Raw genomic sequence first — 26,203 nt, forward strand, 5'->3', positions numbered from 1 at the left:
AACATGACCGGTTGTAGTACCGCAGTCCTTCACCTTCTCACTTGCACCAGCCAGGCAGCGCAGCAGAAAGCACCAAAAGTCAACGTTGTACTTGCGTCCAACGGGGAAGCCCTTGTAGTCCTTTTCGATCTTGCGCGCACGCCAACGCGGTTTCTCTCGACCGACCAGATCGATGCGCAAAAATCGGCCGCACGCGAAGCGCGCCAGTTCTTCAATCTTTCATCGCTTTTCAACAACGTGGCCGTGGAACGCTTTGTTTTTGCCAGCGGCGGTCCTTGTGTGCCGGGAGGCACCACGAACGGACGACATGAGGTGCACATCGCCTATGCGCTGCTGCGAAACGAGCAAATTCCTGAAGCGGTGCTCTCAGAATACCGGGCGATGGACAGGGCATTCCGCCATGAGCTCGAATGGGCGTCGACGTTGCTGGACGTTCCGACGCTACGCGGGCGGCTACCGGCGGCGAAACTGCAGCAGCTGGTGTCCGTGATGCGAGCGGCGAAACAGCCGGTCACGGCGGAAACGGTCGATGGTCTGATCGCCGCTGTCGCCGGCATATCCAATGCACCGGACTTCATCGAGGTCGATGACGCCCTGTTCGCGGCGGGCCTCCTGCAGGTTGACCCATTGCCGGAAATGTTCGACAAGCCGGTATCGGTCGGACAGCCGGTCAATGCGCTGGCCGCGCGGCTTCGTGACCTGATCGCCGACTGGCGCCGGGAGAAGAAGCTGGACCATGCGGACATGCAGCGCACGCAGGGGCGTCTCAGTGCCCGTCGGCACGCGCTGGAACGTTCGATGGCGTTGCTCGCACACGGGCGCGAAACGTTCGAATGGCCGAACCGTGTAGCCGTTGCACTGGAGTCGCGCGATGTGGCAAGTCTGCTGAACATCCTCGACACGCCTGACGATCAAAATCGGAGCAGCAAGCAGGTCGTGCTCGAGTTCCATGGCCTCAAGTTGCGAGGCCTGACGGCTAAGTCCCGGCGCCGTGCGATTTTCGAACTGTGTGGACTCGACGGGACTGCGCAGACCGCATGGGAAGCGAGCGAGCTTTCGCGCACGCAGGCGCAGCGCAAGGAGCAGAATGCGCAGCGTGCGAAGGAAGCCGCGCAGAATGCCCGCTATAAGCGCGGCGACGGCGTCGTGATCGATGGCGCCCAGCATGTCGAGGACGCGATCGCATCGGGGTTCCGGGAGATTCGGGACTGGCGCAAGGGGGCGAGCAAACAGTACGCGCTCGTCAACACTGAGCTTAACGAGGCGCGTCGTCTGCAGGTAAAGGATGGCACGCTGGATTACGCCCGCGCGATGCTCGAGCGGCTTGCAGCCTGAGGAGCGACCATGCGATTCGATCGTACACCCAAGGTCGAAGGTCTTCGCTGGACTTCGCGGATGCGAGCCTTGCATTTGAGCCGTCAGGATCGGGCTCGTCAAAAGATCGAGCGTGCCTACCCGCTCTTCAGCGATCAGATCGAGGTGCCCCAGGCGCTTTCGGTCGATGAAGAGCGGGAACGGCGCGAACGGCTGCTGTACCAGAGCGAGCAACGCATGCGCGATCTGTACGCCCAGCAATGGCGTCGCCTGCGTCGCGAGTACTTCGCATGCACGCCCGAGGTGCGCGCGCGGATCATGGAGGCCTGGAAGACCTGGCGCGGTCCGGCCAATCCTGTCTGTTTCGGCTACGTGATCGAGCAGCACAACGGCGTGGGCGAAGAGAAGTCCCGGAGGCACCGCGAGCGCGAAGCGGCGATGATCGCGAGAATCGATGCAGCACGGGCCGCTCAGACAGCGTTAGTCTGACGGCAATTTTCCTGAACCACAGCCGGCGCATATGCGCCGGTTTTTTTTTTGCCCTGGCGTCACGCGAGAAGTCTAAGCGGGGTCAATCTGCTCATCATTCGGGCAAACCTTCGCGCAGCGGCCGCCCATACTGGGCTCTGTTACCCGCGTCCATGACGCATCGACCTGCCGGAGATCCGGCAACAATGCTGCCCTTGGGAATCACGTCCCTTGGGGCGTTGTTCAGGGGCACTTCCTTCGAGGACACGCCATGAAACATCCGAACGCTGTTTCAGGAAACCGGGACGTTTCAATCGCGCAGATCGAAAACGCGATCAACGTGTGGCGCAACCGCAATCCGGCAACCTCCGACGAGGAGGTGACGGTGCTGTGCGCGGAAGCACGCTGTCTCGCCAATCTCTACGGCAGCATGATCTTCAACCGCGCGACCGCCGTGCCGCGCGATACCCTTACCGAAGCTCAACTGGCCGCTCTGGCTGGCGCGCAGGCGTAAGGCGCAATCTTTCTTCGCGTCTCCAGGACGCATCGACGCGCCGCATCCGCGGCACATCCAGCTCGCCCCTCATGGCCTGGCACAGCGTCTGGGCAGCGTTCAGGTTGCCCTGGCCTCGCCGCATTGCGTCGAGGGCTATGTGCACCTGCAAGGAAAGTTCGTCCGCCTGGGCGCGCGGCATCGGCAACAGCAGAGTTTTCGAGCGGCGGGCGCGAACGGCCTGCGGGCTTGTGTAAAACGGAATTGTTCTTGCCATCGATGATTGATGATTGGAAAGGCAATTGCGCCGCAGACATATACCACAATTTCCAGCTGCGGTTAATCCGAAAGCTATACGTTTTTCTCGAGCTTTCCGGGTTAAACCCGTTAGCCGGCTGACGGGCGTCAGGAAGGCGGGAAGCAGCGCCGGGTGGCTCGAGGCATCCATCGTCTTCGACATCGGGCACGACGCTTCCCCCGAAAGCTCGCGGATTTGATCGTTCTTTCAGTCTGCTTGAGGTTCCGGCCGGACGGAACAATAGCAGCATGTCCGAGGCTACCGACAATCCCCTGCTCAAACTGCGCCCGCTCGAGGAGAGCGCGGTACGCATGTTTTTCGAGTCGCTGCGTCCATTGCGCGAGTGCCTTGACGCGCCCGACGTTGCCGAAATCATGATCAACGATTTCAGCAACATCTGGATCGAGCGCCGCGGCACGATGGAGCGCCTTGACCTCACGCTTAACGAAGCGGTGCTTGACGGCGCGATCAGCGCGCTGGCGGCATCGGTCGACAAGTCGGCGGTCGCTGGAACCGCGCAGGGGATCATCAACGCGGGACACAAGAATCTGCGTATCGCATCGGTGATGCGGCCAACCGCGATCGACGGCAACGCGCTTTCGATCCGCAAGCACCGCGACAAGCACCTCTCGCTGCACGACTACGTGAACATGGGCGCGTTCTCTCTCGTGAACGCCCGCAAGGAAAAGGAACTCGACCTCTTCCCACCGGGCATCCAGGACCACGCTCTGCGCGAGGCCCTGAGCGCGATGGTTCGGGCGCGCCGCAATGTCCTCGTCGCCGGCGGCACGTCATCGGGCAAAACCACGCTGCTCAACGCGCTGAATGCACAGATTCCCGAGGACGAACGCGTCATCACGGTCGAGGACACGATGGAACTGAAGCTGACCGCGCCCAATCGAGTGCGGCTGCTGTCGAACCCCGACAAGGGTGTCACGACGCAACTGCTCGTCGCCCTGTGTCTGCGCTTCCGGCCCGATCGCATCATCGTCGGCGAAGTGCGAAGCGGCGAGGCCTATGACTTCATCCAGGCGCTGAGCACCGGCCACGACGGTGGCATGGGCTCAATCCACGCCAACGACGCGCGTGGCGGTCTGAGCCGACTCGAAAGTCTCGCGATGCTCGGCGTGCCGCCTGGCAGCCGGTGGGAACTGGCAGATATGCGCAAGGCGGTGGCCGACTGCTTCCACTACGTCATTCATCTTCGCCGCACAGGCGAGCTGCGTCACGTTTCCGAAATCCTCGAAGTCAAGGGTTTCAGGGACGGCGACTACGTTCTCAACCGCGTTTTCTAACCAACGGAGTACATTGAATGAAGAAGTATCTGTCTGAGTTTCTCGCGACCGCGCGCGAGCGCACGCGAGCGTTGAGCCGCATTATCTGGACGCGCTTCCTCACCCGCCGTGAGCTGCGTTCGACCGTCGTTGCTGCTTCGCTTGCCGCATTCGCGCCGTTCGCGTCGGCCGTCGACCTGACCGACCTCGGCTCCGCGACGGACGTCATCTGTCTGATCTCGTCCTACATCAGTGGCCCGTGGCTTTACGGCATCGGCATCGTGCTGATCATCGTCGGCGCGGTCGCGATCGGCAACTCGGAAAGCACCATCGGCAAGATCATTTCGACGGTCTTCGTTGGCCTCGGGCTCGCGGCGTGTGCGATCCCGATCGTGAAGAACCATCTGCACATCAACTACACCTGTACCTAAGCTCACATGCGTAAGCCCACACGCGTGAGCCGTTCGCTTTCGCTGCCGCGCCAGATGGGTGGGGCAGATCGTGGTCTCGCGATCGCCAACGGCACGATGACCATGCTGCTCTGCTACACCAGCATGACGCCAACCTTCCTCGTCGTTGGCATCGCTGTTCACTGGCTGCTGCGCTGGAAAAGCTCGAAAGATCCGTGGTGGAAGCAGGTCATGCTCGTCTACAACCGCTACGCGGACGTGTATGAGCCGCTGCCGACCGCGAAGTTTTCGGCCCGGTTCAAACGTCCCTATGGATTTGATCAGGACCTGCCATGCTGAAGAAGAGCCTTAAGCGTCGCTCGATCCAGGAAATCGCCCCGTGGGCTACGATGGTCACGCCCGAACTGATTTTCGACAAGGACGGGTCGCTGCTGACCGTCTATACGTTTGAAGGTGTGGACGCGGACAGCCCGAACGCCTCCGACATTTCGGCCGCGCGCGACAACCTGGATCACGCCTGCAAGAATTTCGACCACCGGATCACGGCGTGGTGGAAGCTCTCGCACCGGCGCGTCAAGGGGGACATCGGTGGGACATTCGATTCCTCGATGGACGCGGGTGTCGACGAAATCAACCGCGCTCATGTGGCGAGCGGCCGGTATTTCCGCAACACGCATTCGGTCGCGCTCGCCTTCACGCCCGAGACCGGCGTCAACAAGATCTTCGAGAAGGTCGCGTATCACATGACGGTGGGCGGCAAATCGATGCCGCTCGCGATCTTCGAGACGATCAAGGACTCGGTGCTTGCCCGCAGTGCCTTCGCATTTGACATTGAGCGGCTGACGTCTGACATCAAGCGCTTCGAAGGGGTGATCGATGCGTTCAAGGGCGGTGTCACGCGCCTGAGGATGAAGCGTCTGCAGTTGCAGAACGCGCTCGCGTTTCTCCATCAGGCGGCCAATCCGTCGGTGCCGCCGCGGCGGGTGCGGTATCCCGTCACGATGCTCGATACGCACCTGACCGAAAGCGAAGTCACGATTGGTGCCGACACGCTGATGTTCGAATCGGCGCACGGCAAACGGTACGCGAAGATCATCGCCGTCAAGGAGTGGATGGGCTTTCAGGAAGCGGCGCTCGACGTGCTCGCCGAAGTCGACGCCGAACTGGACGTGTGCGTGATGTTCCGCTTTCTGGACACCACAAAGGCCAGTGCGTACATCGAGAAGATCCGCAAGTTCTACAAGGTTGCCGCGTTCAATCCGTGGTCGATTCTCAAGGCGTACTTCTCCAAGGAAGAGCAGAAAAACGACGAAGGCCGCGAGCGTCTCGCTGATGAAGCGGAAAAGGCGCTGGCCAAACTGGTCGCGGAAGGGCAGCAGTATGGCTTTGCGAACGTCTCGGTGATCGTCTATGGCGATACCGTGGAAGAATGCGACGACGCCACGCGTGAAGTGATCGGCCGCATCGGCAACGCGGGCTTCGGCGTGATCCTCGAGCGGGACAATCTGTTTGCCGCCTGGCAGACGACACTGCCGGGCCGGTGGGACCAGCAGAGGCGATTGCAGTTTGTCGAAACGCCGGCCGTGTCCGACATTGCCCCGGTGCGCAGTGTATCGGAGGGCGAGACGGTCAATGCGTGGCTCACGCAGCAGTCCGGCGAGAAGACCGGGCCGCTCACGCTGCTGCCGACGCGTCACAAGACGCTGCAGCGCGTGAGTCTGCACCATCCGGGCGGCAAGTCGCACGCGCTCGTGATTGGCCCGATTGGCGCAGGCAAGTCGATCTTCCTGAATTTCCTCGTCTCCCAGACCGGGCGCCACAAGGCGCGGCGCATCCGGTTCGACAAGGACCGCTCAACCCGCATCCCGACCCTTCTCGCGGGCGGCCGGTTCGTCGACGCGACGGGGCGCTTTGAGGCCGGAACCTCGGTCAATCCGCTTTCGCTGCTGCACGATCCAAAGCACTTCCCGTACGTCGCCGAGTGGGTGCAGATGGCGATCGAGGACGATGACTTCAGATGCTCGCCGCAACAGCAGCGCACGATCTTTGAGAAGGTCACCGTCCTGGGAACGGGCTACCCGCGCGACCTCTGGACATTGTCCAACCTGAACGCGCTTCTGCCGATCGAGCTCCGCGAGCGGCTCGCCGTCTGGACTCAGGGCGAAAAGAACGGCCGGTTTTTCGACCACGTCGACGACGCGTTCTCGCTGTCCGACGACATTTCGATCGAAATGGGCGACCTGTTCCAGAACTATCCGGTAGCCGCTGCGCTGTTCATGGATTATGCGTTCTACCGTATCGCGCAGTGGCTCGACGGCAAGCGCTATACGGTTCTCGAGGTCGAGGAGGCGGGCTTCTTCTTCCAGTATCCGCGCTTCTATCAGCGCCTTGAGATCTGGGCGGTCACGATCCGCAAGCTGAATGCGACGCTGCTTCTTGCAACGCAGTCGCTTTCCCAGGTGGCGCGGATTCCGAATTTCGAAATTCTCAAGGAAAACATTCCGAACATTTTCTATCTGCCCAACAAGGATGCAAAGAACAACCTGCATCTGTATCGCGACCTGTTCGGGCTGACGGAACACCAGATCGACATGCTGGCCAACGCCGTGCCGAACCGCGATTACCTGTGGGTGACGCCGGACCAGACCCGCATGCTGCAGGCGAGCTTCCCGAAGGAAACGCTCGCGGTGCTGCGCTCGGACGGGCGCGCGCAGGCGGTGCTCGACAGGCACTACACGTCCGGCGCACCGGACTGGCGCGAGGCCTACGTGCGCGAAATGCTGACTCTCGACTAGGAAACCCACGATGAAAATGATCCTTGGCCGCCTGACGCTCGCCGCAGGCCTGATGCTCGGTATGTCGCACGCTGCCAACGCCGTGCTGCCCGTCATTGACGCGTCTAACCTCGCGCAGAACATCATCACTGCGGCGAAGGCCGTGAAGACCGAGATCTATCAGGACAGCAACATCGTCTACCAGTACCAGATGATGGCAAACCAGCTGCTGCAGGCGACGAACCTCGACCCGTCTGCCATGAAGGCGCAGTACGACCAGATCACCGGCGACATCAGCAAGTTCACGCAGCTCAAAAGCACCCTGACTGACATGTACGGTGACCTCAACGAGGGCAGTCAGTGGATCAATCACGTCCAGACACTGATTTCCCGCTCGGGCAAGTCGAATTCGCAGTGGTTCGCCGACATGGCAACGCTCTACAACCAGCGTGATAACGAGGCCACGCGCCTCTTTCAGACAGGCAATGACGTCATGGTGCACGCCCAGACGCTGGCCAAACGCCGCCAGGAACTGCAGTCGCAGATGTCGCTCACGCCGACGCAACAGGCGACCGCTGAGATGACGACGCATTATCTGGACATCGTATCGAGCCAGATGAGTGACCTGATCCAGATGACGGCCGGCAAACAGCAGCAGGATGCACAGAAGCAGTCGATTGCCAACGAGGAGGACAAGAACCGCTCAGCCGCCGCGAAAAGCTTCCTGGATCAGCAGGACGCAGAACGCGCGTCCTATGGCTTCTGATGCGGGCAGGGCTGAACATGCTTCGCTATCTGAACCGGCTTTTTCTGACGGTGCTGGTGCCGCTGTGTGTGTTCGCGTGTCCAGGGTTTGCGCTCGCAGACGAACCTACGACCCTGCCGGACGGCACCGTGGTGCCCGCTTCCAACACGCCCAGTCCGTCGAGCTCGGGTGCCACGGCTGCCTCCCTGGTCAAGCCGGGAGAACTTGGGCAGGCCAATGCGAATGCGATGGCGAAGCTCAATGCGATGTTTGCCTCGGTGGTCAGTGCCGCCGCTGATGCAAGCCAGAGCATCAGCCAGGAATCGGACAAGTTCGCCAGTGGCCTTGCGGTCATCACGATCGTGCTGGCAGCGGTCCGCTTCGCCGCGACAAAAGACCCGGTCATGGCATGGATCGCGCTTTTCGAGGAGCTAGGGATGCTCGGCATTTTTGCATCCTTCTACATCGGCTACGCGACCTGGGTGCCATCCTTCTACAAGTGGTTCGTGACACTGTCGTCTGAGATTGCCGGTGGCACGACCATGGGCAGTTCGGTCAGCATCATCGGCAATGCCGCCAGCCAGCTTTTCGACTCGGTCATCAAGGCTTTCAAGGGTGCCGCATGGACCGAATACATCTCGGTGCTGATCGGCGTCATGCCGCTCCTTCTTGCATGGTTGGTCCTGTCGATCACGGCCGTCGTCTTCGTGTTCTACATCAACGTGGGGCAGTTGCAGTTTGCGTGCGGCGCGGTCATGGGCCAGATCGCATTTGCGCTCGGATTTTCGTCATTTACCCGGAGCTACTTCAAGTCCTGGCTCGACTTCATGATCACCGCGGGCATGTATATGGTCGTGGCCGCCATCATGATGAAGCTCGTCACGGGTACTCTCGTCAACGCAGTCAAGGACGCGGCCAGCGCGGGACTGACCACTTCACTGTCGGCCGGCTACGTCTTTGACCTCGCGTTTTTCGTGTTCCTGGTGTCCTTCGAGATTCCCAAAATCGCCGGAATGTTCGGGGGCGGCACCGGAGCAACCGGCGGGGCGCTGGCCAAACTCGCGAAGCCGCTGCTATGACCGCGCATACGCCTATGACCGGGGACGCGCTGCTCGGCGAGTATCAGCGTCGCGTGGACCTGATTGCGCAGTGTGCGAACGAAGCCAGCCAGAGCGAGCTGGAGCGCAAGTGGCTCGCCGTGCTGCGCGCCTGCGCGTCGTGGTTCTCGTCGTTGCCGTTGAGCCCGGATCTGTACCGCGAACCGGGCGGCGCCTTCCGCGCCACGATCGAGACCGCGTTCTACGCCATGCGGCTCGCTGGCGGCCAGAAGTTCGGCACCAATCTGCCTTCAGAAAAGCGCCGGCGCATCGAGCCGCAGTACAACTATGCGGTGTTTCTGGCCGCCGTATGTTCGCGGCTCGATGAACCGTACCGGCACTTCGCCAGTGAGCGTGCCAGCGACTGCGTCCTGTGGAATCCGCCGGTTCACGGAGCTTTCGGCCCTTGGCTGGCCGGATCGTCATATCGCCTCACGCGGCGCGAAAACCCGCTGCCGGTCGAACGGATGCGTACCGGCATGCTTGCCCAGATGCTGGTGGGCTCCGAACTGCTCGCCGGTCTCGACGCCGAAGTGCTCGCCGAACTCTTTGGCGCAATTAATCCGAACATGCGGCCGATCGAGGCCGAATCGCTGCTGCACAAGGTGGTCCGCCAGGGCGTGAGCACGGCCGACGAGTTTGACCGCAAGGCGCAGCGTGGCGTGTTCGCGCCGGTCCAGTTCGCCGTGCCGTCGGCTGTCCACGTCGCCGCAGAGCTCGAGCCAGTGTCATCGCCGGGAGCACCGGTACGGGGCCCGAGCGCGGCAACACCACACAATCCGCCTCCAACGTCGGCTCCCCCCGTCCCGTCGGCAGCGCAGGCGGCGGCTGTTGCGACGCCGGCCGGTATGGTCGTTGAACCATCGACGGGTGAAATTCTGCCCGCCATGCCTGCCGAAACCCCGATTGTGCCGTCGCCGGCACCAGGGGCCGCCGCGGTCGATCCGACCGCCATGCGTTCACCAGCAGCGACGTCGAGTCCTCCGAAGCCGTCGAACGCGTCGACCTTCGACGAGGTTCTCAAAGGCGTCCCCGGTTCCGTGCGCGAATTTTTTTCAGGCACTCGGTGAAGACGTCGCCAGCGGCAAGGCGGCAGTGCAGTGGACCGAAAAGGGGCTCGTCGTGCCCAAGCGGCTGATTGGCAGCTACGGCATCGCCGCCAGCACCCTTGTTGAACACATGCGCAAGCGCAGCCTGATGGTCGCCGATGCGCCAACCGAAGTCACGCTCGCGCCACGAGCGGGACAACTCATACTCGCGAGCCCAGCGTGACCAGCTACATCAACCATTTCAGGCCAATCTACGAACTTCGCGCAGCGGTGTTCTGGCTGGCGGCGATCGTGCTGTTGCCCATCTCCGGCATGCCCTATGGCTGGGCGTTCGCACTGGTCGCACTTGCGTTCCTGGCGCTGCGTTCCCTGCAGATCTGGCGCGCACTGACTTTCCGCATGGCTATCTCGACCAAATGGCTGACGACGCTCGAGGTGCCAAAGCTGCTGCAGATCCAGAAGCGGATGCGCACGGAAGCGAACTCGATGTATCTCGGCATCGGCTACGAGTGGACGCAGAAGCATTGCCAGATCGCACATGACATCCTGCGCATGCCGACGACCGATATTCCCGGTCTGCCGCGCTGGCTCAACAGGTCGAAGACGGGCCGCAGGCTCGAAGAAGCCATCGAGGGCATGTTCGCGCCGAAAGACAGCATCCGCGATCGCATGCCGCAGGGTTCGTCGTGGATTCACGGCATGGAGCCGAAAAAGGCGCTGGTGCCGTTTCACTACAAGGCGATGGGTGGTCACACCCTGGTCGGCGGCACGACGGGCGCCGGCAAGACCCGCACCTATGAGGTTATCTCCACCCAGGTCATTCACCTCGGCGACGTGCTCATCATCGTTGACCCGAAAAACGACGCCGAGTGGAAGCGGCGCGTCGAGAAGGAATGCCAGCGCGCCGGCCGGAAGTTCCTGTACTTCAACCAGGCCAAGCCGTCCGAGTCGATCCGGCTGAATCCGATCGAAAACTGGTCGCAGCCGTCGGAAATTCCCAGCCGGATCGCGCAGCTGATGGAGGAGGGGCCGTTCCGGGACTTCGCGTTCCTGTTCATCGACCGTGCCGTGAAGGGCGAGCTCTACATCGGCGACAAGCCGACCCTGCGCTCGATCCTCAAGTACGCGCAGTCGGGCATCACGTCGCTGCTCGAAAAGGCCCTGAAGCGCTTCTTCGTTGAACAGAATCTGCTCGACTGGGAGCAACAGGTCGCCACTGAAACGACGCGGCAGGGACAGCGCAACAACGCGGCCTCGCTCGTCGACGGGATGATCGGGCTTTACAACGCGCAGTTCGCGTCCCAGGAGCGTGGCAACGAAGCGATCGACGGCCTGATAGCCACGCACGTGCACGACCGCGAGCACTACATGCGCATCATCGCGTCGGCGCTACCGCTACTGCAGATGCTCGCAACCGGGGAAACCGGCCTGATGCTCGCGCCCAAGGCGGATGACTTCGACGACGAGCGCGAGATCTGGGACATCGACAAGGTCATCAAGCAGAAGGCCGTCCTGTACATGGGCCTCGATTCGCTGTCGAACAACATCGTGCAGAAAGCGATCGCGTCGATGATCCTGTCCGACGTGGCTGCCGTGTGCGGCTCGATCTACAACTTCTACGATTCGCCGCCCGAAGTGGTGCTGATCATCGACGAGATCGCAGAAGCGATCAACGAACAGGTGATCCAGATTCTCAACAAGGGGCGCGGCGCTGGCTTCAAGGCGTTCGTCGCATTCCAGGCGCGAGCGGATCTGGAAGCGCGGCTCGGAAACGCCGCCAAAATGCTGCAGGTTTTGGGCAATCTGAACAACCAGATAATCCTAAGATTGGAAGACAGCGATACTGCGCAGTGGTTTTCCGACAAGGTCGGGGAGACCGCGATTCGCAACCTGACGCTCACAGGCAGTACGAGCACGGGCAGCGAAGCGCATATCGGTGAATTTACCGGGTCCGTTTCACGTTCGCTTCAACTGGAGAAGGTTCCGCTGATCCCAACCCGCCTGATTCACGGCCTGCCCAACCTGCAGTACTTCATGCGCATTTCGGGAGCCGCCGTCTATCAGGGCCGTATTCCCATCCTTCAAGGCTGAAAACCTACGCATGTCTGCCGTATTCAAAAAAATCATCCGCGAACACAAGCTGTCCTCCCGCCTGATTCCCGTCTTCACGGTGGCGCCGGAACTTGAACTCGCCTGCGCCCGCGTGGCCGATTTCATCGGGGAGAAGTTCATGGGCGAGAGTGAGCCGCTCGTCAAGGAGATGCTGGACTGCGGGCTCGCCGCCTACAAGCGCACCCGCAAGACGGGCAACCCGCACATCGCATTCATGCAGGGGTTATTTTCCCGCGCTCACCTGCTGTACGCGCGCCGCTACGTGGCGATCGACGGCGATCGCTATCACGTCTGGCCGCCGATGTTCGAACCGGTGACCACGTTCGAGACGCGCTACGGCAAGCTTGAAACGGGCATGTTCGACGAGCGTTGCCCCGAATCGGTCACGCAGCGCTCGGCCGCCTTCCAGCTGGCCGCGCGCGCGCTGACGGGCGAAAATTTCCGACTCTATTTCGAGGACTACGATGTCGCCCACGCCTTTTCTGATAGCGAAGCTATCGAGGGTTGAACCGGACGTCGTGCGCCGTGCGATGTCGACGGCCAGCGCGATCGACGAGATCGAAGGCGGGCGACCGGCCGAGTTCTCGCGCGGTCCGAACGCGATGGCGTTCGCACTGGCGCTCTTTGTGGCGCGGCGGCCTGTGCATTTCTATCTTGGCCTCGCGGGGCTCGTTGGCTTTCCGGTCTACCTTCTGGTGCGGATCGGGTCATTCCTGATCGGGTGGATGCACATCCATGGCCAGTAGCCGGTTCGTCTCCCACGTCAAGTGGTGGTTCTTCTTCGTGCCGTTGCTTGCCGTGTTCATCATGCCGGCGATTCCCGAGCCCTCACTGTTCTCGGTGCCGGCCGAGGAAGCGGAGTCGGTCGCAGCAATCCTCGGTGTGGAGAGGGCCGACGAAGTGGTCGAGAAGACCAACGAACGGTTTAAGGCGTGGTTCGTGCAAACGGGTCTGGTCCGCGCAACCATCGACGCGACGGGAGGCGGCGATATTGGCGATGGGGGAGTGTCCGAGTTCGCCCACACCTGGGTCCACAACTTCTGGCGCGAGCTGTATCGGGTCGTGTACCGCGCGAGCGTCATGAAGCTCTGGATTTTCGGCACGCTGATCTTCTGCGTCGCGGCATTCTTCGACGGCGCGATGCGTCGCAAGATCAAGGCATCAGCGGCGGGCTTCGCCAGTCCACTGTCGTTTCACCTGGCAGGCCACGGCATCCTGCTGGTGTTCGGTGTTGCCTTTGCGGTCCTCGTCGCCCCGATTCCGGTGCTCGCGCCGTGCTGGATCGCCATCGCCGCGGTTCTCGGTGCGCTTCTGTGGCACGCGGCGTCGTCCTACCAGTGATCGGCTAGCCCGAAAGCTACATGGAAAACCGCATCATTCCGGGTTAAGGCCGTCAGCCGGCTGACAGGCCGTAGTCGTCGCGCGGCGAATCGCGCCGGGTGTCCCATGACGACCCCGAAGCCGCCTTTCGATGAGTCTAGTCGGTAAGGACCGGTGCCGAGTGAAGAACGGGCGTTGGCGTGCAGCCAGTTCGAGGAACTGGCCGTTGCTTGGGCTTATTTGAAAGAGAGCCTGATGTTGGCGTAACGCCCATGGCCGGGTTTCAGACGCGAAAGTTCATGATCCATCGTGCTACTGATATCCGCCGCACTCTTCAGCACCAACTGACGTTGACCTCTATTCTGAGCCAACCGCTGTACAGGTAGTCAACTCCAAAGCCGCACCAATTGATGTGTCCGCTCACCGGAAAGGCAAAAGTACCAGGGTGGGTGTGGTCCGTCTTGGAAAATGACGCGGTCAACGCCGCGACCTCGCGTCCCGACGTAGAGAGTAGCAGTGCTTTGCCCTTTCGCTTCTTTTCGTCGATGAACACCCGGATGACATAGAACCCACTGTTGATGCGTCTTTGAGAAATCTTCTCGATTGAGCCTTTTGGCAAGGAGGCATGTATGAACAATAAGTCGACGCCATGCTTAGGATCGGCATCTGAAGTTTCCGATGAAATGATTGCCGCGCTGACAACGGATGCCTCGTGGGAAAATGCGCAAACAGCATGTCGCGCGTCTATCCGCAGTCCGGCCTTCTTTGCGGCTGCCTGAAGTGCCGACGTAATCGCCGGTCTCGACTGGTAGACGATAGTAGCCATGCAAATCCTCTTTCCAGAGAATTCAAGACAATGAAAGAGTAGGCGGAAATGCGTCGGGCGGAAGTGCTGTTACAAATTAATCACGAGCGACCGCCTCGGACCGGATAGATCGCCTGGAAGCGGAAAACCAGCGGCTCGCCGCGGAAAACAACGGTCTTCTTGTGCAGTTTGCCCGCTGGACCTACAACGCCCAGACCCGCAATCTGACAGAGACGATCAGACTCTCCCCAGCCCGCTGTGGGGACCGCCGCTCCATCCGGTTCAAATAGGCGAATGCCCCGTCCGTTGCGCCGCGGCCTATGGAACTCAAAAACTCCATCCGGCTCATCAACTGGTCAGAAAGATGCTTCAAATCACACATGTTTTGACGGTCCGGGTGACGTGAGGATCGCAACAATAGGGACATGCCGCGCGCGTGCGCGTGCACCTTTCCAAAGGACACCCTACATGAGCACCATCTCCGAAGAGACGAATACCGAAGCCGCGAGCCAGCCGTCGGCGACCGACATCCCTGCAGCAGCGGAAAACTCGGCTACCGGTGCTGATGCCGCAAGTGTTTCGGCGGCAGACCAAAGTGCCACGACGACGGATGGCGCGGACGGCGGCGAGATCGAACTCGAGCTGCAACAGATGGAAGACGCGGCAAACACCCTTCAGAAGGAAGGGATGATCAGCGAGTCCGAAGCCGAGGAAAAGCGTGAGCAGGTCGCCCGTACGCGCAAGCTGTTCCGCGAGCTGTCTCCCGCCGAGCGCGCAGCGATCGTGCGACGCCGCCGGGAAATCGGCCGTGAACTGATGGCGCGCCAGCTTTCCGGCGCGGCAGTAGTGGCCGCGACAGTGCGGCTGAATCACACCCGCCTGAAGCCGCTGTTCGAACAGTGGTGGCCGTACCTGAACCGCATGAGCATCAACATGCAGCGCTTCGGCCGCTCGACGTTCGGCGCTGAGGATCAGGACACGGTCACTTCGTGGCTCGAGAAGCAGGTTGCCGAGCTCGAAGCGTATGTCGATGAACAGCTTGGCGTGGCCAAGGACTTCCGCGAGAAGTCCGAGCGGAAACTGCGCGACCGGGGCGACATCGTTTTCGCCCCGACCGTGACCAAGCCGTCGCTCGCCATCGAGGTCGAGGCGTACTCGCGTTTCTCGATGCGTCTGCTGTCGCTGCTGATGAAGTTCGACAAGGTGATGGACAACTTCGACTTTCTCATCTGGAACGGCATTCGCGACCAGTCGGACGTCGACGAGGAAACGGCGCGTTTCCTGCGCAAGTTCCATCCGATTGGCGTGCGTGGGTATATGACCCACCTGCGCCTGATGACGACGGTGCGCGGCCGCTAGGCGCGACGCAATCATGCTTGACGGCCTGAATCCCCAGCAGCGCGAGGTTGCCGAGCACCGCCGGCACTGCGTCGCGATCGCGTGTCCGGGCGCGGGCAAGACGAAGACGATTGCCGCCAAGGCTGCGCTCCTCCTGTCGCAGCCTGGCGCGATCGTCGGTGCCGTCACGTTCAGCAAGGACGCTGCGGTGGAACTGCGCGATCGCATCCTGGCGCTCTCGGGCGCGCAGGCAAAGTCCCGGCTGGTGGCGGGCACCTTCCACTCGCTGGCATTCCGTCAGCTGGGCCAGCCCGGCGGAAAACGGCGGGACATCGCATCCGATGGCGATCGCATGGGCCTGATTGCCCGTGTCATCGCCGAACTCGGCCTCGAATGGAAGCCAGAAGAAGTCGTGCCCGTGATCGAGCGGATCAAGACCAACTTTGGTCGCTTCGAGGCCGGCACCGCCGATGCACAACTCTACGAGGCCTATCAGGCAGCGCTCGAGCGCAACGGCAAGATCGACTTCCAGGACATGCTGCGTCTCGCGGTTGCAGGCATGGAGGCGGGCGATATCAAACCGTACCGCTTCACCGATCTGCTCGTTGACGAATTCCAGGACACTGACCCGTTGCAGTACCGGTGGGTCGAGCTTCATGCGAAAGCGGGGGCACAGGTGACGGTCGTGGGTGACGATGACCAGAGCATCTATGGCTTCCGCGCCGCGCTCGGCTTTCGCGGGATGGAGAGCTTCGCGGCGTCGTTCAATGCGCAACGCGTCGTGCTGGGCAGCAATTACCGGTGCCGCAGCGAAATCCTCTCGGCCGCCGACCGGGTGATCCGCAATAACGCCGATCGCATTCCAAAGGTGCTGCAGGCCGAACGCGGCGCCGGCGGCTCGGTCGCGACGAAGCGGTCCGACGACGAATATGCAGACGCCGTTGCCGCAGTCGAATTCCTGCAACCGCTGCTCGCGTCCGGCAAGTCGTGCGCCATTCTTGCCCGCACGAACCGTATCCTTGATCCGATCGAAGCGGTTTGCCGCTCGCACGGCGTCCCGTACTTCCGTGCGTCCGGCAGTTCGGTACTGAACCGGCCGCAGGGCGCGCTCATGTGCAATCTGCTCGAAATCGTCGAAGGCCGCAAGCAGAACGGGCTTGATGCGGTTCTGGGCTACATGGGAATGAGTTCTGCGCACCTAGGCTCATTGCACCGCGACATGGGCTCGGCGCTTGTACAACGACAGAAAAAGGATCTGGTCGCGCTAGGTCTGCCCGAAGAGACGGCCACCGCGTACCGCGCGTTCATGAAGCGCCTGGGCGAATGGCAACTGATGTGTGAGCGCCAGTTCTATTCGCTTGCGCTCGATGGCGTGCTGGAACTGATGATGACCTATGCGAAGGCCGATCCGGCGATTCGCGCAATCCAGGGCACGTACGACGTGCTGTCGCGACTGAACGGCACGTTCGCCGAGCGGATCGAATATCTCAAACGGGACAACAACAAGCCCGCAGACGGCGCGCTCGTGCTGACCACGATGCACAGTTCGAAAGGGCTGGAGTGGGACCACGTCTGGATCACGCGCGCCGAAGAGGGTGTCGTACCGGACGAGAAAAGCACCGAATCGGAGGAGCGGCGCCTATTCTACGTCGCGATGACACGGGCGCGTGACAGCCTTGTCATCGCCACGATCAAGAAGAATCCCGTGTCGCGATTCGTCATCGAATCGGAAGCACGCTGATCAATATCTGGAGTTTCCATGCTCGATCGACTGCTCCGCAGGCTTGTCCCATCCCTCATGCCTGTTGACGCCGCCTCGCAGGTCGTCGTGCCAGCGGTTGCGCCGCATCGACACCGGGCATCGGCCTTTGAGTTCGACAGGGCAAGTCTCGATGCCCTCTGCTATTCGTACAGCGACGGCGACTTCTCCTACCTCGCCGTCGGACGCGATGACTGGGCGCCGCTCGCCGTTGCAGGCTTTTCGCTCGTGAGCCAGCCGCAATGCCGTACATGGCTGAACGAGAACCTGCGCTCACGAGTCTGGGTCGGAACGGACGCGCTGGAATCCTGGCACGCGGAGAACAGGCCGGTGTTCGCAAAGGTTGGCGCGCGACCCGACCGGCAGTTCGTGTCGCCGATGAATCTGGCGATGGTGACGGACATCGGGGAGGATCAGGTCCCGTTACTGGAGGCCAGCGAGATCGCGGAGCTGTTCGCGTTGGCGTGGCAGCGTGCCCGTGTCGCGTCGCCGTTTTTCTTTCTGGCCAATTCGGCGCAGTATGCCGCGTTGCTGGGTCACCACGCACTTCGCTTCGCCTCTGAGGCGAACGAGCACGCACTCGAAAGAGCCATCGACTGGCTCGCGACCTGGTTTGAGGCACGCGGCCTGGCGGTTGATCGGGAGCGATCTCTCATCAACCTGCCGGGCTATCGTGCGCTTTTCCATAGGGCTCCTGCACCGCTATGACGTGGACGCGGACGTGGTCCGGCGCACATGCAAAAAAATAGGGCGCTTCCCTGACGGGAGCGCCCTTTGTTCTATCGTGGCCCGGTAATTACAGGTCCGCGTGGTGAAGCTTTAGCGCGAGGCGATAATGTGCGTCGCCGAGCGGCACGTCGATAGTCTGGCCATCTGCTACCACCACGTTGCGTTTTTCGACGATCAGACCCTTCGTATTCACGACCTCGGAACGACAGTCGGCTGGACCGTCTTCGGACTTGCCGACGAATTCCGTGTCCTGGACGCTGACCGAAACCATCGCCTTGTTCCCGTCGACCATGGCCGGTGCGATAAACAGGGCGCGGCCGACAAAGGCGCTCTCGCTCCTAAGAGTGGTCGTGTTGCCGTGCGCAGTGCCGCGGTCATTGCGGCACTGTGGGAGCGTAGGGATTTGCCGCCTTCGGGTGCCGGTAGCGCCGGCATCGCGGCGGTGTGGCGGGTGATGTCGATGACGACGGGTTGCCCCGAATACTGGGCGTGCAGTGCCTGAATTTGCCGTAGATCCATATGTTCCTCACAGGGTGACAAGTCGAGCGTACCCATGCGGCCACGAAGTCAAGTGGGCCGCGATCTGAAGTAGGCGTGAGAGGTCGAAGCAGTCAGCTTTCGCGGCGCTGGCCGTCGAAGTCGTACTGGTCGTTGTCGGGCATGCACACCTGTACGATGTGTTTGAGCCGGCGCTCCGCGTTCGCGAGAATGTTTGCGCGATCCTGGTCCGTGATCTTTCGCTCGATCATCCGCTCGGTGGATCGCACAAAGATCCGGTCATACTGCGTCAGGCATCGCACCAGCAGACCAGCGAGCGGACGCGTGACAGTCAGTTCGATCAGTTCGTGCGGCATTTCGAGCCGACGCGCTTCGTGGCGGGCCAGCCATTCATCGGTCTTGCCGAGCCAGTTCGAGGTGTCGCGCAACGCCTTCTCCAGAGCCTTGACCTTGCCTCCGCGCGCGACGGCAATCTTCGACGCGCAGAAGTTGTAGTCGGACCTGATGTAGTTTCGGGCGAACTGCGAGCTGTACCGAAGCACCGTTTTCGCATCGGTCTCCGGATTGATCCGCTCAATGCGGCCGTCGCTCGTCAGGCGTTCGATGGGCTTCAGGCCGCTACCGGATGCTGACGGGGGTGCCTCGGAAGCAGGTGTGGCAACACTGAGCGCTGGACGACCGGTGTTGCCTTCCGGCTGCCGGTCGGGCTCGGGGGAAAGTTCAAGGACTGCGGCCATGGTCTATTCGGATGTGGTCTCTCTCACCGTCCATTGTCAACGCGAGTCCTCTGACGAATTCAGGCAAAAGCTATGCCGTTTTCGTGATCTTTCGGGGGATTTGCGGCAGCGTTTTGGGCAATACTGACTCTACTTCTCGCGTCCCTGACGCATCGACACTGACCCGGCTAGCCCGGAGTCCATCTTCTGTCCAAGTCGTGCCCTGCGCATGCTCCGACCAGCCGGCAACTGGTGTGGAATCTTCTGCTGATGAGCGCCTAGCCCGCGCTCCCCATTCATTCAGTCATAAAACTCGTCGCCGGCCGCATTCATTTGCGCCGCGACATCGTTCGGGCCCGGATCATTCGGGTGTTCTCTCTCCAGAGCCCGTCTGGGTAGAACGATCGTAGTGGACTGATCCGTGATCCTGCGGCGGAATGAATTTTCCGAAAATGGGCTGTTGCGCAGCGTGACCATGCTGCGCGGGAACGACCTAACGTTCCCGACTGTGAGCCTCACGGCTCCCTGAGCGCCACGACCCCGGAGGGTTGTGGCGCTCGGGTCATTTCATCCGAATCCCGAAGCGCGCTCCTCTTACCGAGGAACGCGCTTTTTTTTCGTCCTTCAGTTCCTGTCCCGTACGGAGGTCTTCCATGCTTCCCGACCGTCTTGACCAGCGCATCGCCGAAGCGATCAGCGACACGATCGCCCAGGAACGCGCATCTGCAGATACCGCATCGCCTGCATGGCGCACGCGGTGCGAGGTAGCACGGTTCGCGACGTTCAGCCATCCCGAGCGCCGCGTTTTTCTTTCACATGTTGCTGAACGCCGCGGCGAGGCGGCGGCGCACGCACTGGAGCAGTCAGCCAGCGAGTTGCGCACTACGGCAATCTTTTTCCTTGCGAGAAAACCATCATGAATGCAGTTCCCAGCATGCTCAACGGCCCTGTGCGCAGTGTCGTTGAAGAACGGGCCTTGCGCCCGCCGGTGATCGGACACATCCGGCCAGGCATCAAGGTGCTCACATCGAAAGCCCGAGCCAACAGTCGCGCCGTTGAGATCTACAACGACATGGTTGCGGCGGGGGATTCGTTCGACACGATCGGCAAGGTGATCGAATCGAAGTGCAACCTGAAAAACGCACTCGCGCCCAAAAACACACCGTATTTCACGTGTCGCCGCTCGGACTTCACCAATCCCGACGTCGCCGACGAAATCCTCAGGCTGTATGGCGAGGATCGTGGCGAGGGTCTCAGGCTCTTCCGCTTTCCGGTGCTGTTCGCGTTCAACGACTGGATGCAGAACCTGCCCAACCAGATGGCCGTGTACGGCACCAATGGTCGCAAGTTCTTCTCGCAGTACGAACGCGATAGCATCCGCTATTGCATGACGTACGCGAAGATGGAGCGGGATCAGCGGGCGCAACGCGCGGTTCGGCACTTCGGCGGCCGCACGGTCATCCGGCGGCAGGATGAAGCGATTCCTGATGGCATCTGTGACCCCGAACAGTGTCCGCAGTATCAGGCGCGACATTGCAACCTGTCAGCGAGTTTCATCTTCGCTGTGCCGGACATCAAGGGTCTGGGGCTCATCGAGTTGCCGACGAATTCGATCTACGTGCTTCAGAAGGCGTATTCGGCCATGCAGACCTTGCAGCTTGCCAGAGGCAAACTGACCGGGACGCGATTCTGGATTACGAAGCGCGAGTTCGACATCACGCGCATCAACGAAAACGGCGAAGCGGTTCGGGCAAAGCAGCTGCTCACGGTGCTCGACGCCGACATCGACATCGGTGCGCTGCTTGACGGCGCCGATGATGCGGTGCCGGCAATCGAAGCGGCCGCACAGGCAGTTGCCTTGCTCGAGGCCGGTGGCAACGTTGTTCCCCTTGGGGGTGGCGTCGCAGTCGCCGTTGCTGCTGAGGGAACGCGCGGTGAGAGCTCTGTCGACCACAGCGACCCGATGGCAGACCAACAGGCATCCGGGCAGCAACAGCCGGTACAGGTTGCAGTGCAGGTTGCAAGCGGTGCCGAACCGGGTCATGCATCGAACCCGCCGTCATCGCAAACTGACGTCAGCGCGGACGGTGTTGTCGAAACGCTCGCCGACAAGCTGGACCGTATGTCGGACCTGCTGAAGCGTCTCGGGTTAAGCGCGGAAGACCGGAAGGATGATTTCCGGCTCTTTGCGCACACCACCTATGGACGCGGATGGGTCGAGCGGCCGCAGGATGTCGACAGCATGAACGGGCGTCTGGAGACGGCACTGACTGATCGCGCAGCACTCGATCGCGAGATCGCGGCGACCAGGCAGACGAAATTCTTCGACTGACCGGTCAACACTTTCCGTCAGCCCTTCGGGGCTGGCTTTTTCAATTCCCGTTCCTGCGTCCCTCCCGGGCGCGCATTCCAACAATGGCTGCCGTGGGGCAGCCGTTTTCATTTTTGGAGGCGAAAGTGAAATTCGCACAATTTTCTGACCTGCATTACGCGCCGGACAATCTGGTCGAGTCCGACCGTTGCTTCAGTTTTGCCGTTGGCAATGCGATCGACAGCGGCGCGCAGGTTGGCGTGATTTCCGGCGACTCGACCGATCACCGGCTTGATGCCCATGCGCCGGCGTTGCACGCGCTCGCGACCCAGATTCACCGGCTTGCCAACGCGATGCCTGTGCTCATGTTGCAGGGGACGTTCTCGCATGAGCCACCGGGCACGCTCGATAACTTCGCCCTCATGGGCGGCGTTCATCAGATCCATGTTGCGGATCGCGTATCTCAGGTCGCGCTCGTCGATGGGCGTTTCTGGGCATCGACGGGACCTGTCTTCTCGGATGACGAACTGCGTCAGTTCATCGGCGTCATGCCCGAAGTGGTGTTCACCTGCCTGCCCACGGTCAACAAGGGCCAACTGGCTGCGAGCGTTGGCGCGCTCGAGGCCGGTACGGGACTGGGCGATGTGCTCGCCGCATATCTGGCGGCGGCGGGCCGGGTGAACAGGCAGCTTCGCGCAGCGGGGATTCGCACGGTGGGTGTCTCGCACGGCACAGTCAACGGCTGCACCACCGAGCACGGCGTCACGATGGCGGGATTCGATCACGAGTTCTCGCTCACTGCGTTGTTCGAAGCCGAATGCGATGGCTTCATGCTGGGCCATATTCACAAGGAGCAGCAGTGGGAGCGCGACGGCAGGCTGGTCGCATATCCGGGCTCGATCGGCCGATTTCACTACGGTGAAGAGGGCGAGAAGGGCTATCTGTCGTGGGACGTTGAACCGGCCAGCGCGTCAGCAACGCTCGTCGCAACGCCTTCGCGACAGATGATCTGCATTGACTTCGACGGGCCACCGGACATGGCAAAGCTTCAGGAGCTCGCTGGGGACGCGACCGACAAGTTCGTGCGTGTACGCTGGCAGGTGGACGAAGAGCATCGTCAGGTAGTCGATCGGGAAGCGATCAAGGCGCTGTTTTCCGGCGCTGCGGGGCTGAAGGTCGAATCGCGGGTGCTGCCGGTGGTTCGCAGCCGTGCCCAGGGCATCAGTCTGGAAACGACCGTCGAGGGGAAACTCGCACGCTGGTGCGAACTTTCAAGCGTTGACGCCAGCCCGCTTCAGGACCGGTTGCAGCTGCTCGCCTCCGGCGACGTGGAAGCGATCGCGGCCGGTGTGCTCGCCAGTCTTGCTTCCGGGCCCGAACCGCAGCCTGAAATGCCGCCTGAAATGCCGGCGCTCGCCACGGTGCTCACGCACCCCGCCGCATTTCTGGAGACGGCGGACGAAGTCACGGCCGCACCGGTCGGGACTGACACGAAGGCGACCGTTAGACCCGCGGCGCTCGATTGGCTCAACGACGATCTGTTTGCGGCCTAGCCGCCATGGTGAGAGTGGCCCGTATGGCACTCTCGCGCGGAACACAGCTGTGTTCCGGAAGCCCGCCCGCTAAGACAGGACCGCGGGTTTCCGGAACAAGGTTCACCCGCGTCCCTGACGCATCGATCGCAGTCTGCTGCATCCAATTTTTCTATAGCCCTGGCGGGGATTCATCCCCTCAGGGATGCACTCCGCCCATCTTCTGTGGAGTGTCACCATGTTTGGTCTTTATCCCGCCGGCTCCCAATGGGTCCGGCATTTCACTGCAAACCGCTCGCCGCGCGAGATCCAGAAGGTCCTCACCGACCACGCGGGCTATCGCGCGAGCATCTTTCATCTTCCCTTTGGGGAACATCGCGGCGCTGTCATTGCCCAGTCGGACCGCTTCCTGATCCTGACTGCTGCCGTCAACGCGCCAACGGCGGACCTCGCCGTTGTGCCCGACGTGCAGCTGCAAAACCTGCTGTGGTCGTTCAACACGGGCTATGCAAACCAGTGGGGCTCACGCGAGCTGCTCGCGCTGACCGGTGTCGACAACTGGGACGCGCTGCTCCGGCGTACCAGCGCGGCCTATGCCGCCGTCTGCACAACCGTTGGCGAAGTCGTCGACGGGTCGCTGGAAAAGAGGGCGGCGGAAGAGGCGGCCCGAGTAGCCGCTCAGGCGGCTGCGAACGCTGCTCAACCGCCTGCGCACGTACCTGATCCGATCGTTGGAACGATGTTTTCCAACGACGATGACGCGCCGTGGTTGCCATCGGACTATCTGTACGATGCGCCGGTTCAGGAGGTGCCGACATGCGCCCACTGAAACTGACGCTGACGGGCTTTATTGGTGTTCGTGACGGCATGAAGCGCGACACCGTCACGCTCGATCTCGAATCGCTTCCGGCAGGCCTCATCGCGTTGACCGGTCCGAACGGCGCGGGAAAGTCCACGATTATGGACAATCTGCATCCATACCGGATCATGCCGTCGCGCGCCGCGAAAGTGTCGGTGGATGCGTTCTCTTACTGGGACCACGTCTACGGCGCGCACGCGCTCAAGGAGTTCGAATGGGAGCATGGCGGTGTGCGGTACCGCTCGTCATTCGCATTCCGCAAGCCCGGCAAGACGGGCAAGGCTGAGTACTACCTGGCCTGGCGCGACGGGGACGGAAACTGGCAGCCCATGCAAACAGGTGACGGTACTGTCTCTGATGGCAAGGCGGAAACCTATGACCTGTGCGTCGAGTCGGTGTGTGGTTCGCTGGAGTCGTTCTTTACCAGCGTTTTTTCTGCGCAGAACCGGCGTCCGCTCGCCTCCTATGGTGCGACCGAGATCAAGGCACTGCTCGCGGAACTGCTGCATATCGATGACCTGCGCACGCTGTCGGCGAAAGCCGCCGACGTCGCGAAGGCGCTCGGTCGTGCGCTTGACTCCACGCAACAGCAACTCGTTGCGCTTGGATCCAAACGCGATCGCGTCGCGCAGATCGATCAGGCCATCGCTTCCGATGCACAGTCCGTCGCCTCGACTCGCGAGAGCCGGGAGACGCTGAACGCAAAGGTAGCCACCCTGACCGACCAGCGCGCCGTTCTCGCTGCAAGGCAGACTGCCAATGCCGGTGCGCAGACCCGACTGAGGGAACTGGGCACGCGGCGAAGCCAGATTGCGGCGGCCATGCAGGTCCTTGTAACCGACGCACGCGCCGATGAACCACGCCTGAACCAGCGGCGCACCTCGTTGCGCTCGTCCATCGCGGAACACAACGCAGTGATTGCGCAACGTGAAGCGATTCTGGGCGCCGCCACGGCACGTGATACCGCCCAGGCACGTATCGCGAGCGAGGAGGCGCGTGTCGAGCCGATCCAGAGGGAGATTGCTGCCCTCGAGGAGAAGCAGCTTGCGCTGACCGCGGCAACTTCCCGTCTGAACGGTCTGAAGTCGGAAGGGACGTCGAAGATGACGCTCCTGAAGTCGCTGGAACAGCAGGCGAGTGTGATCAGTACCGTGCCCTGTGCCGGTCATGGGATGCATAACATCTGTCCCTTGCTTGCGCAGGCCCGTCAGGCGGACGTACAGGTTCAGGAGCACCGCATTTCGCTCACGAATCTGCGTGCGACGTTTCGTGCCAAACGCGATGAGGTCGCGCTGCTGACGCCTCAGGTGCAGCATCTTGCGGGCAGACGGGGGGAGCGGAAGGCGGTCAATGATGCCATCGCGGCCGCGCGCCGTGACCTGCAGAAAGCTGTCGATCTCGCCGCACGCAAGCCGCTGCTTGATGCCGCAACCGAGGGTCTGGGCAAAGCCAGTGAAGAACTGGCCGCGCTCGGGACCGAGGAAGCAACGCTGCGTGCACGCCGCGAGGCGCAGCAGGCCCGTCTGTCGGAGGAAGCGAAGGAACTGGACGCGGAAGTCGCACGCCTCGGCGTCGACGACGTGACCGGTGCCATCGCCGATATCGACCGGCAGCTAACGCAGTGCCGCGAAGCCATCACCGCGGCCGACGCGAGGATCGAATCACTGATCCGCTCGCAGACGACGCGTGAGGTCGAGCTACAGGCGATCGCAAAGGAGCTTGCGGGATTCGACGCGACACAGTCGCGTGCGAACCGCATCTCCGATGAGATTACGCAGTGGAAGCTGCTCGCGAGAGGCCTCGGCAACGAAGGCGTGATTGCATTGACGATCGACGATGCGGGCCCCGCCCTCACGAAGATGGTGAACGACCTGTTGCTCGCATGCTACGGCATGCGCTTCACGGTCGAGATCCAGACGCAGCGGGCGCTGGCGAGCGGTGAACTGCGCGAGGGGTTCGAAATCCTCGTGCATGACGCCGATCACGACAGCACCAAGGCAGTCACGGTGATGTCCGGCGGCCAGAAGGTCTGGATCAACGAGTGCCTGACGCGCGGCATCGCCCTGTATCTGGCAAGCAATGCTGGCCAGCCCTACCAGACCCTGTTCAGCGACGAGTCCGATGGTCCGCTCGATCCGCAGCGCAAGCTGCAGTTCATGCGGATGAAGCGGGCAGTGCTGCGGCAGGGCGGGTACGAGCGGGAGTTTTTCATCTCGCAGACCCCCGATCTGGTTGCGGAAGCGGATGCAGTCATTGACGTCGAGGCGCTCGCTGCCTGAGCGCTGTCATTTCTTTCCATTTC

24 protein-coding genes and 1 pseudogene are annotated in these 26,203 nt (G+C 61.8%); 22 read left to right on the forward strand and 3 right to left on the reverse strand.

Features of this window, described 5'->3' with window-relative positions; translation table 11 throughout:
- The 14 genes and pseudogenes from ACLFKU_RS34930 to ACLFKU_RS34995 all read left to right on the forward strand — a co-directional run.
- Positions 1 to 1,335: hypothetical protein (locus ACLFKU_RS34930; RefSeq protein WP_410852184.1), on the forward strand; the 1,335-nt coding region annotated here is incomplete at its 5' end.
- 75 nt (positions 1,336 to 1,410) lie between these two features.
- Positions 1,411 to 1,803, forward strand: coding sequence for a hypothetical protein (locus ACLFKU_RS34935; protein ID WP_410852185.1), 393 nt, complete (start codon positions 1,411 to 1,413; stop codon positions 1,801 to 1,803).
- Between the two features lie 250 nt (positions 1,804 to 2,053).
- Complete coding sequence (locus ACLFKU_RS34940; RefSeq protein ID WP_410852023.1) at positions 2,054 to 2,296, forward strand: DUF3717 domain-containing protein; 243 nt, start codon at positions 2,054 to 2,056, stop codon at positions 2,294 to 2,296.
- A gap of 525 nt (positions 2,297 to 2,821) precedes the next feature.
- Complete coding sequence (locus ACLFKU_RS34945) at positions 2,822 to 3,868, forward strand: CpaF family protein (RefSeq protein ID WP_410852186.1); 1,047 nt, start codon at positions 2,822 to 2,824, stop codon at positions 3,866 to 3,868.
- Between the two features lie 17 nt (positions 3,869 to 3,885).
- A complete protein-coding gene (locus ACLFKU_RS34950) occupies positions 3,886 to 4,278 on the forward strand; it encodes a conjugal transfer protein TrbC (protein WP_410852187.1) in 393 nt (130 codons plus the stop codon).
- A 54-nt stretch (positions 4,279 to 4,332) separates the two neighbouring features.
- On the forward strand, positions 4,333 to 4,596 hold the full coding sequence (locus ACLFKU_RS34955; protein ID WP_035490446.1) for a conjugal transfer protein: 264 nt from the start codon (positions 4,333 to 4,335) through the stop codon (positions 4,594 to 4,596).
- Complete coding sequence (locus ACLFKU_RS34960; RefSeq protein ID WP_410852188.1) at positions 4,590 to 7,052, forward strand: VirB4 family type IV secretion system protein; 2,463 nt, start codon at positions 4,590 to 4,592, stop codon at positions 7,050 to 7,052. Before ACLFKU_RS34955 ends, ACLFKU_RS34960 begins: the two co-directional genes overlap by 7 nt.
- Positions 7,053 to 7,062: 10 nt before the next feature.
- Positions 7,063 to 7,797, forward strand: coding sequence for a type VI secretion protein (locus ACLFKU_RS34965; protein WP_410852189.1), 735 nt, complete (start codon positions 7,063 to 7,065; stop codon positions 7,795 to 7,797).
- A 17-nt stretch (positions 7,798 to 7,814) separates the two neighbouring features.
- Complete coding sequence (locus ACLFKU_RS34970; RefSeq protein ID WP_410852190.1) at positions 7,815 to 8,855, forward strand: type IV secretion system protein; 1,041 nt, start codon at positions 7,815 to 7,817, stop codon at positions 8,853 to 8,855.
- Positions 8,852 to 10,145: pseudogene (locus ACLFKU_RS34975) on the forward strand (TraI domain-containing protein). The gene ACLFKU_RS34970 and the pseudogene ACLFKU_RS34975 overlap by 4 nt, the downstream one beginning before the upstream one ends.
- Positions 10,142 to 12,013, forward strand: a complete 1,872-nt coding sequence (gene traD / locus ACLFKU_RS34980) for a conjugative transfer system coupling protein TraD (protein WP_410852191.1) — start codon at positions 10,142 to 10,144, stop codon at positions 12,011 to 12,013. The pseudogene ACLFKU_RS34975 and the gene traD overlap by 4 nt, the downstream one beginning before the upstream one ends.
- Before the next feature lie 10 nt (positions 12,014 to 12,023).
- Positions 12,024 to 12,542, forward strand: coding sequence for a hypothetical protein (locus ACLFKU_RS34985; protein ID WP_410852192.1), 519 nt, complete (start codon positions 12,024 to 12,026; stop codon positions 12,540 to 12,542).
- 22 nt (positions 12,543 to 12,564) lie between these two features.
- Positions 12,565 to 12,780, forward strand: a complete 216-nt coding sequence (locus ACLFKU_RS34990; RefSeq protein ID WP_255208946.1) for a hypothetical protein — start codon at positions 12,565 to 12,567, stop codon at positions 12,778 to 12,780.
- On the forward strand, positions 12,770 to 13,375 hold the full coding sequence (locus tag ACLFKU_RS34995; RefSeq protein WP_013094728.1) for a DUF4400 domain-containing protein: 606 nt from the start codon (positions 12,770 to 12,772) through the stop codon (positions 13,373 to 13,375). The genes ACLFKU_RS34990 and ACLFKU_RS34995 overlap by 11 nt, the downstream gene beginning before the upstream one ends.
- Before the next feature lie 313 nt (positions 13,376 to 13,688).
- On the opposite strand, the gene ACLFKU_RS35000 is transcribed toward ACLFKU_RS34995, so the two are convergent.
- On the reverse strand, positions 13,689 to 14,180 hold the full coding sequence (locus ACLFKU_RS35000) for a hypothetical protein (protein ID WP_410852193.1): 492 nt from the start codon (positions 14,178 to 14,180) through the stop codon (positions 13,689 to 13,691).
- 447 nt (positions 14,181 to 14,627) lie between these two features.
- On the opposite strand from ACLFKU_RS35000, the gene ACLFKU_RS35005 reads away from it, so the two are divergent.
- Genes ACLFKU_RS35005 through ACLFKU_RS35015 form a run of 3 tightly spaced genes read left to right on the forward strand, consistent with a single transcriptional unit; the run spans position 14,628 to position 17,964 of the window.
- Positions 14,628 to 15,518 carry an ATPase gene (locus ACLFKU_RS35005; RefSeq protein WP_410852194.1) on the forward strand — a complete coding sequence of 297 codons (891 nt, stop codon included), beginning with the start codon at positions 14,628 to 14,630 and terminating at the stop codon, positions 15,516 to 15,518.
- A gap of 13 nt (positions 15,519 to 15,531) precedes the next feature.
- Entirely contained in the window at positions 15,532 to 17,238 is a 1,707-nt protein-coding gene (locus ACLFKU_RS35010) for an ATP-dependent helicase (protein WP_410852195.1), read from the forward strand.
- An 18-nt stretch (positions 17,239 to 17,256) separates the two neighbouring features.
- Positions 17,257 to 17,964 carry a hypothetical protein gene (locus tag ACLFKU_RS35015; protein ID WP_410852196.1) on the forward strand — a complete coding sequence of 236 codons (708 nt, stop codon included), beginning with the start codon at positions 17,257 to 17,259 and terminating at the stop codon, positions 17,962 to 17,964.
- Positions 17,965 to 18,052: 88 nt separating this feature from the next.
- Here ACLFKU_RS35015 and ACLFKU_RS35020 read toward each other — a convergent pair whose 3' ends face one another.
- Positions 18,053 to 18,277 (reverse strand): hypothetical protein, encoded by a 225-nt coding sequence (locus ACLFKU_RS35020; RefSeq protein ID WP_410852197.1) that lies wholly within the window; start codon positions 18,275 to 18,277, stop codon positions 18,053 to 18,055.
- Between the two features lie 319 nt (positions 18,278 to 18,596).
- Positions 18,597 to 19,220 carry a hypothetical protein gene (locus ACLFKU_RS35025; protein ID WP_013094720.1) on the reverse strand — a complete coding sequence of 208 codons (624 nt, stop codon included), beginning with the start codon at positions 19,218 to 19,220 and terminating at the stop codon, positions 18,597 to 18,599.
- A gap of 632 nt (positions 19,221 to 19,852) precedes the next feature.
- Between ACLFKU_RS35025 and ACLFKU_RS35030 the strand changes: the two genes are divergently transcribed.
- From ACLFKU_RS35030 to ACLFKU_RS35050, 5 genes are all read left to right on the forward strand, one after another.
- Complete coding sequence (locus tag ACLFKU_RS35030; protein WP_410852198.1) at positions 19,853 to 20,119, forward strand: hypothetical protein; 267 nt, start codon at positions 19,853 to 19,855, stop codon at positions 20,117 to 20,119.
- Positions 20,116 to 21,531: a hypothetical protein gene (locus ACLFKU_RS35035; protein ID WP_410852199.1), complete on the forward strand. Its 1,416-nt coding sequence runs from the start codon at positions 20,116 to 20,118 to the stop codon at positions 21,529 to 21,531. Before ACLFKU_RS35030 ends, ACLFKU_RS35035 begins: the two co-directional genes overlap by 4 nt.
- Before the next feature lie 125 nt (positions 21,532 to 21,656).
- Positions 21,657 to 23,063: a metallophosphoesterase family protein gene (locus ACLFKU_RS35040; RefSeq protein ID WP_410852200.1), complete on the forward strand. Its 1,407-nt coding sequence runs from the start codon at positions 21,657 to 21,659 to the stop codon at positions 23,061 to 23,063.
- A gap of 184 nt (positions 23,064 to 23,247) precedes the next feature.
- Positions 23,248 to 23,871: a hypothetical protein gene (locus ACLFKU_RS35045; RefSeq protein ID WP_410852201.1), complete on the forward strand. Its 624-nt coding sequence runs from the start codon at positions 23,248 to 23,250 to the stop codon at positions 23,869 to 23,871.
- Positions 23,859 to 26,180 carry an AAA family ATPase gene (locus ACLFKU_RS35050; protein WP_410852202.1) on the forward strand — a complete coding sequence of 774 codons (2,322 nt, stop codon included), beginning with the start codon at positions 23,859 to 23,861 and terminating at the stop codon, positions 26,178 to 26,180. The genes ACLFKU_RS35045 and ACLFKU_RS35050 overlap by 13 nt, the downstream gene beginning before the upstream one ends.
- Positions 26,181 to 26,203 lie beyond the last annotated feature (23 nt).

Origin of the sequence: Paraburkholderia sp. EG304, from assembly GCF_046543485.1 — a bacterium.
Classification (GTDB): Bacteria; Pseudomonadota; Gammaproteobacteria; order Burkholderiales; family Burkholderiaceae; genus Paraburkholderia; species Paraburkholderia youngii.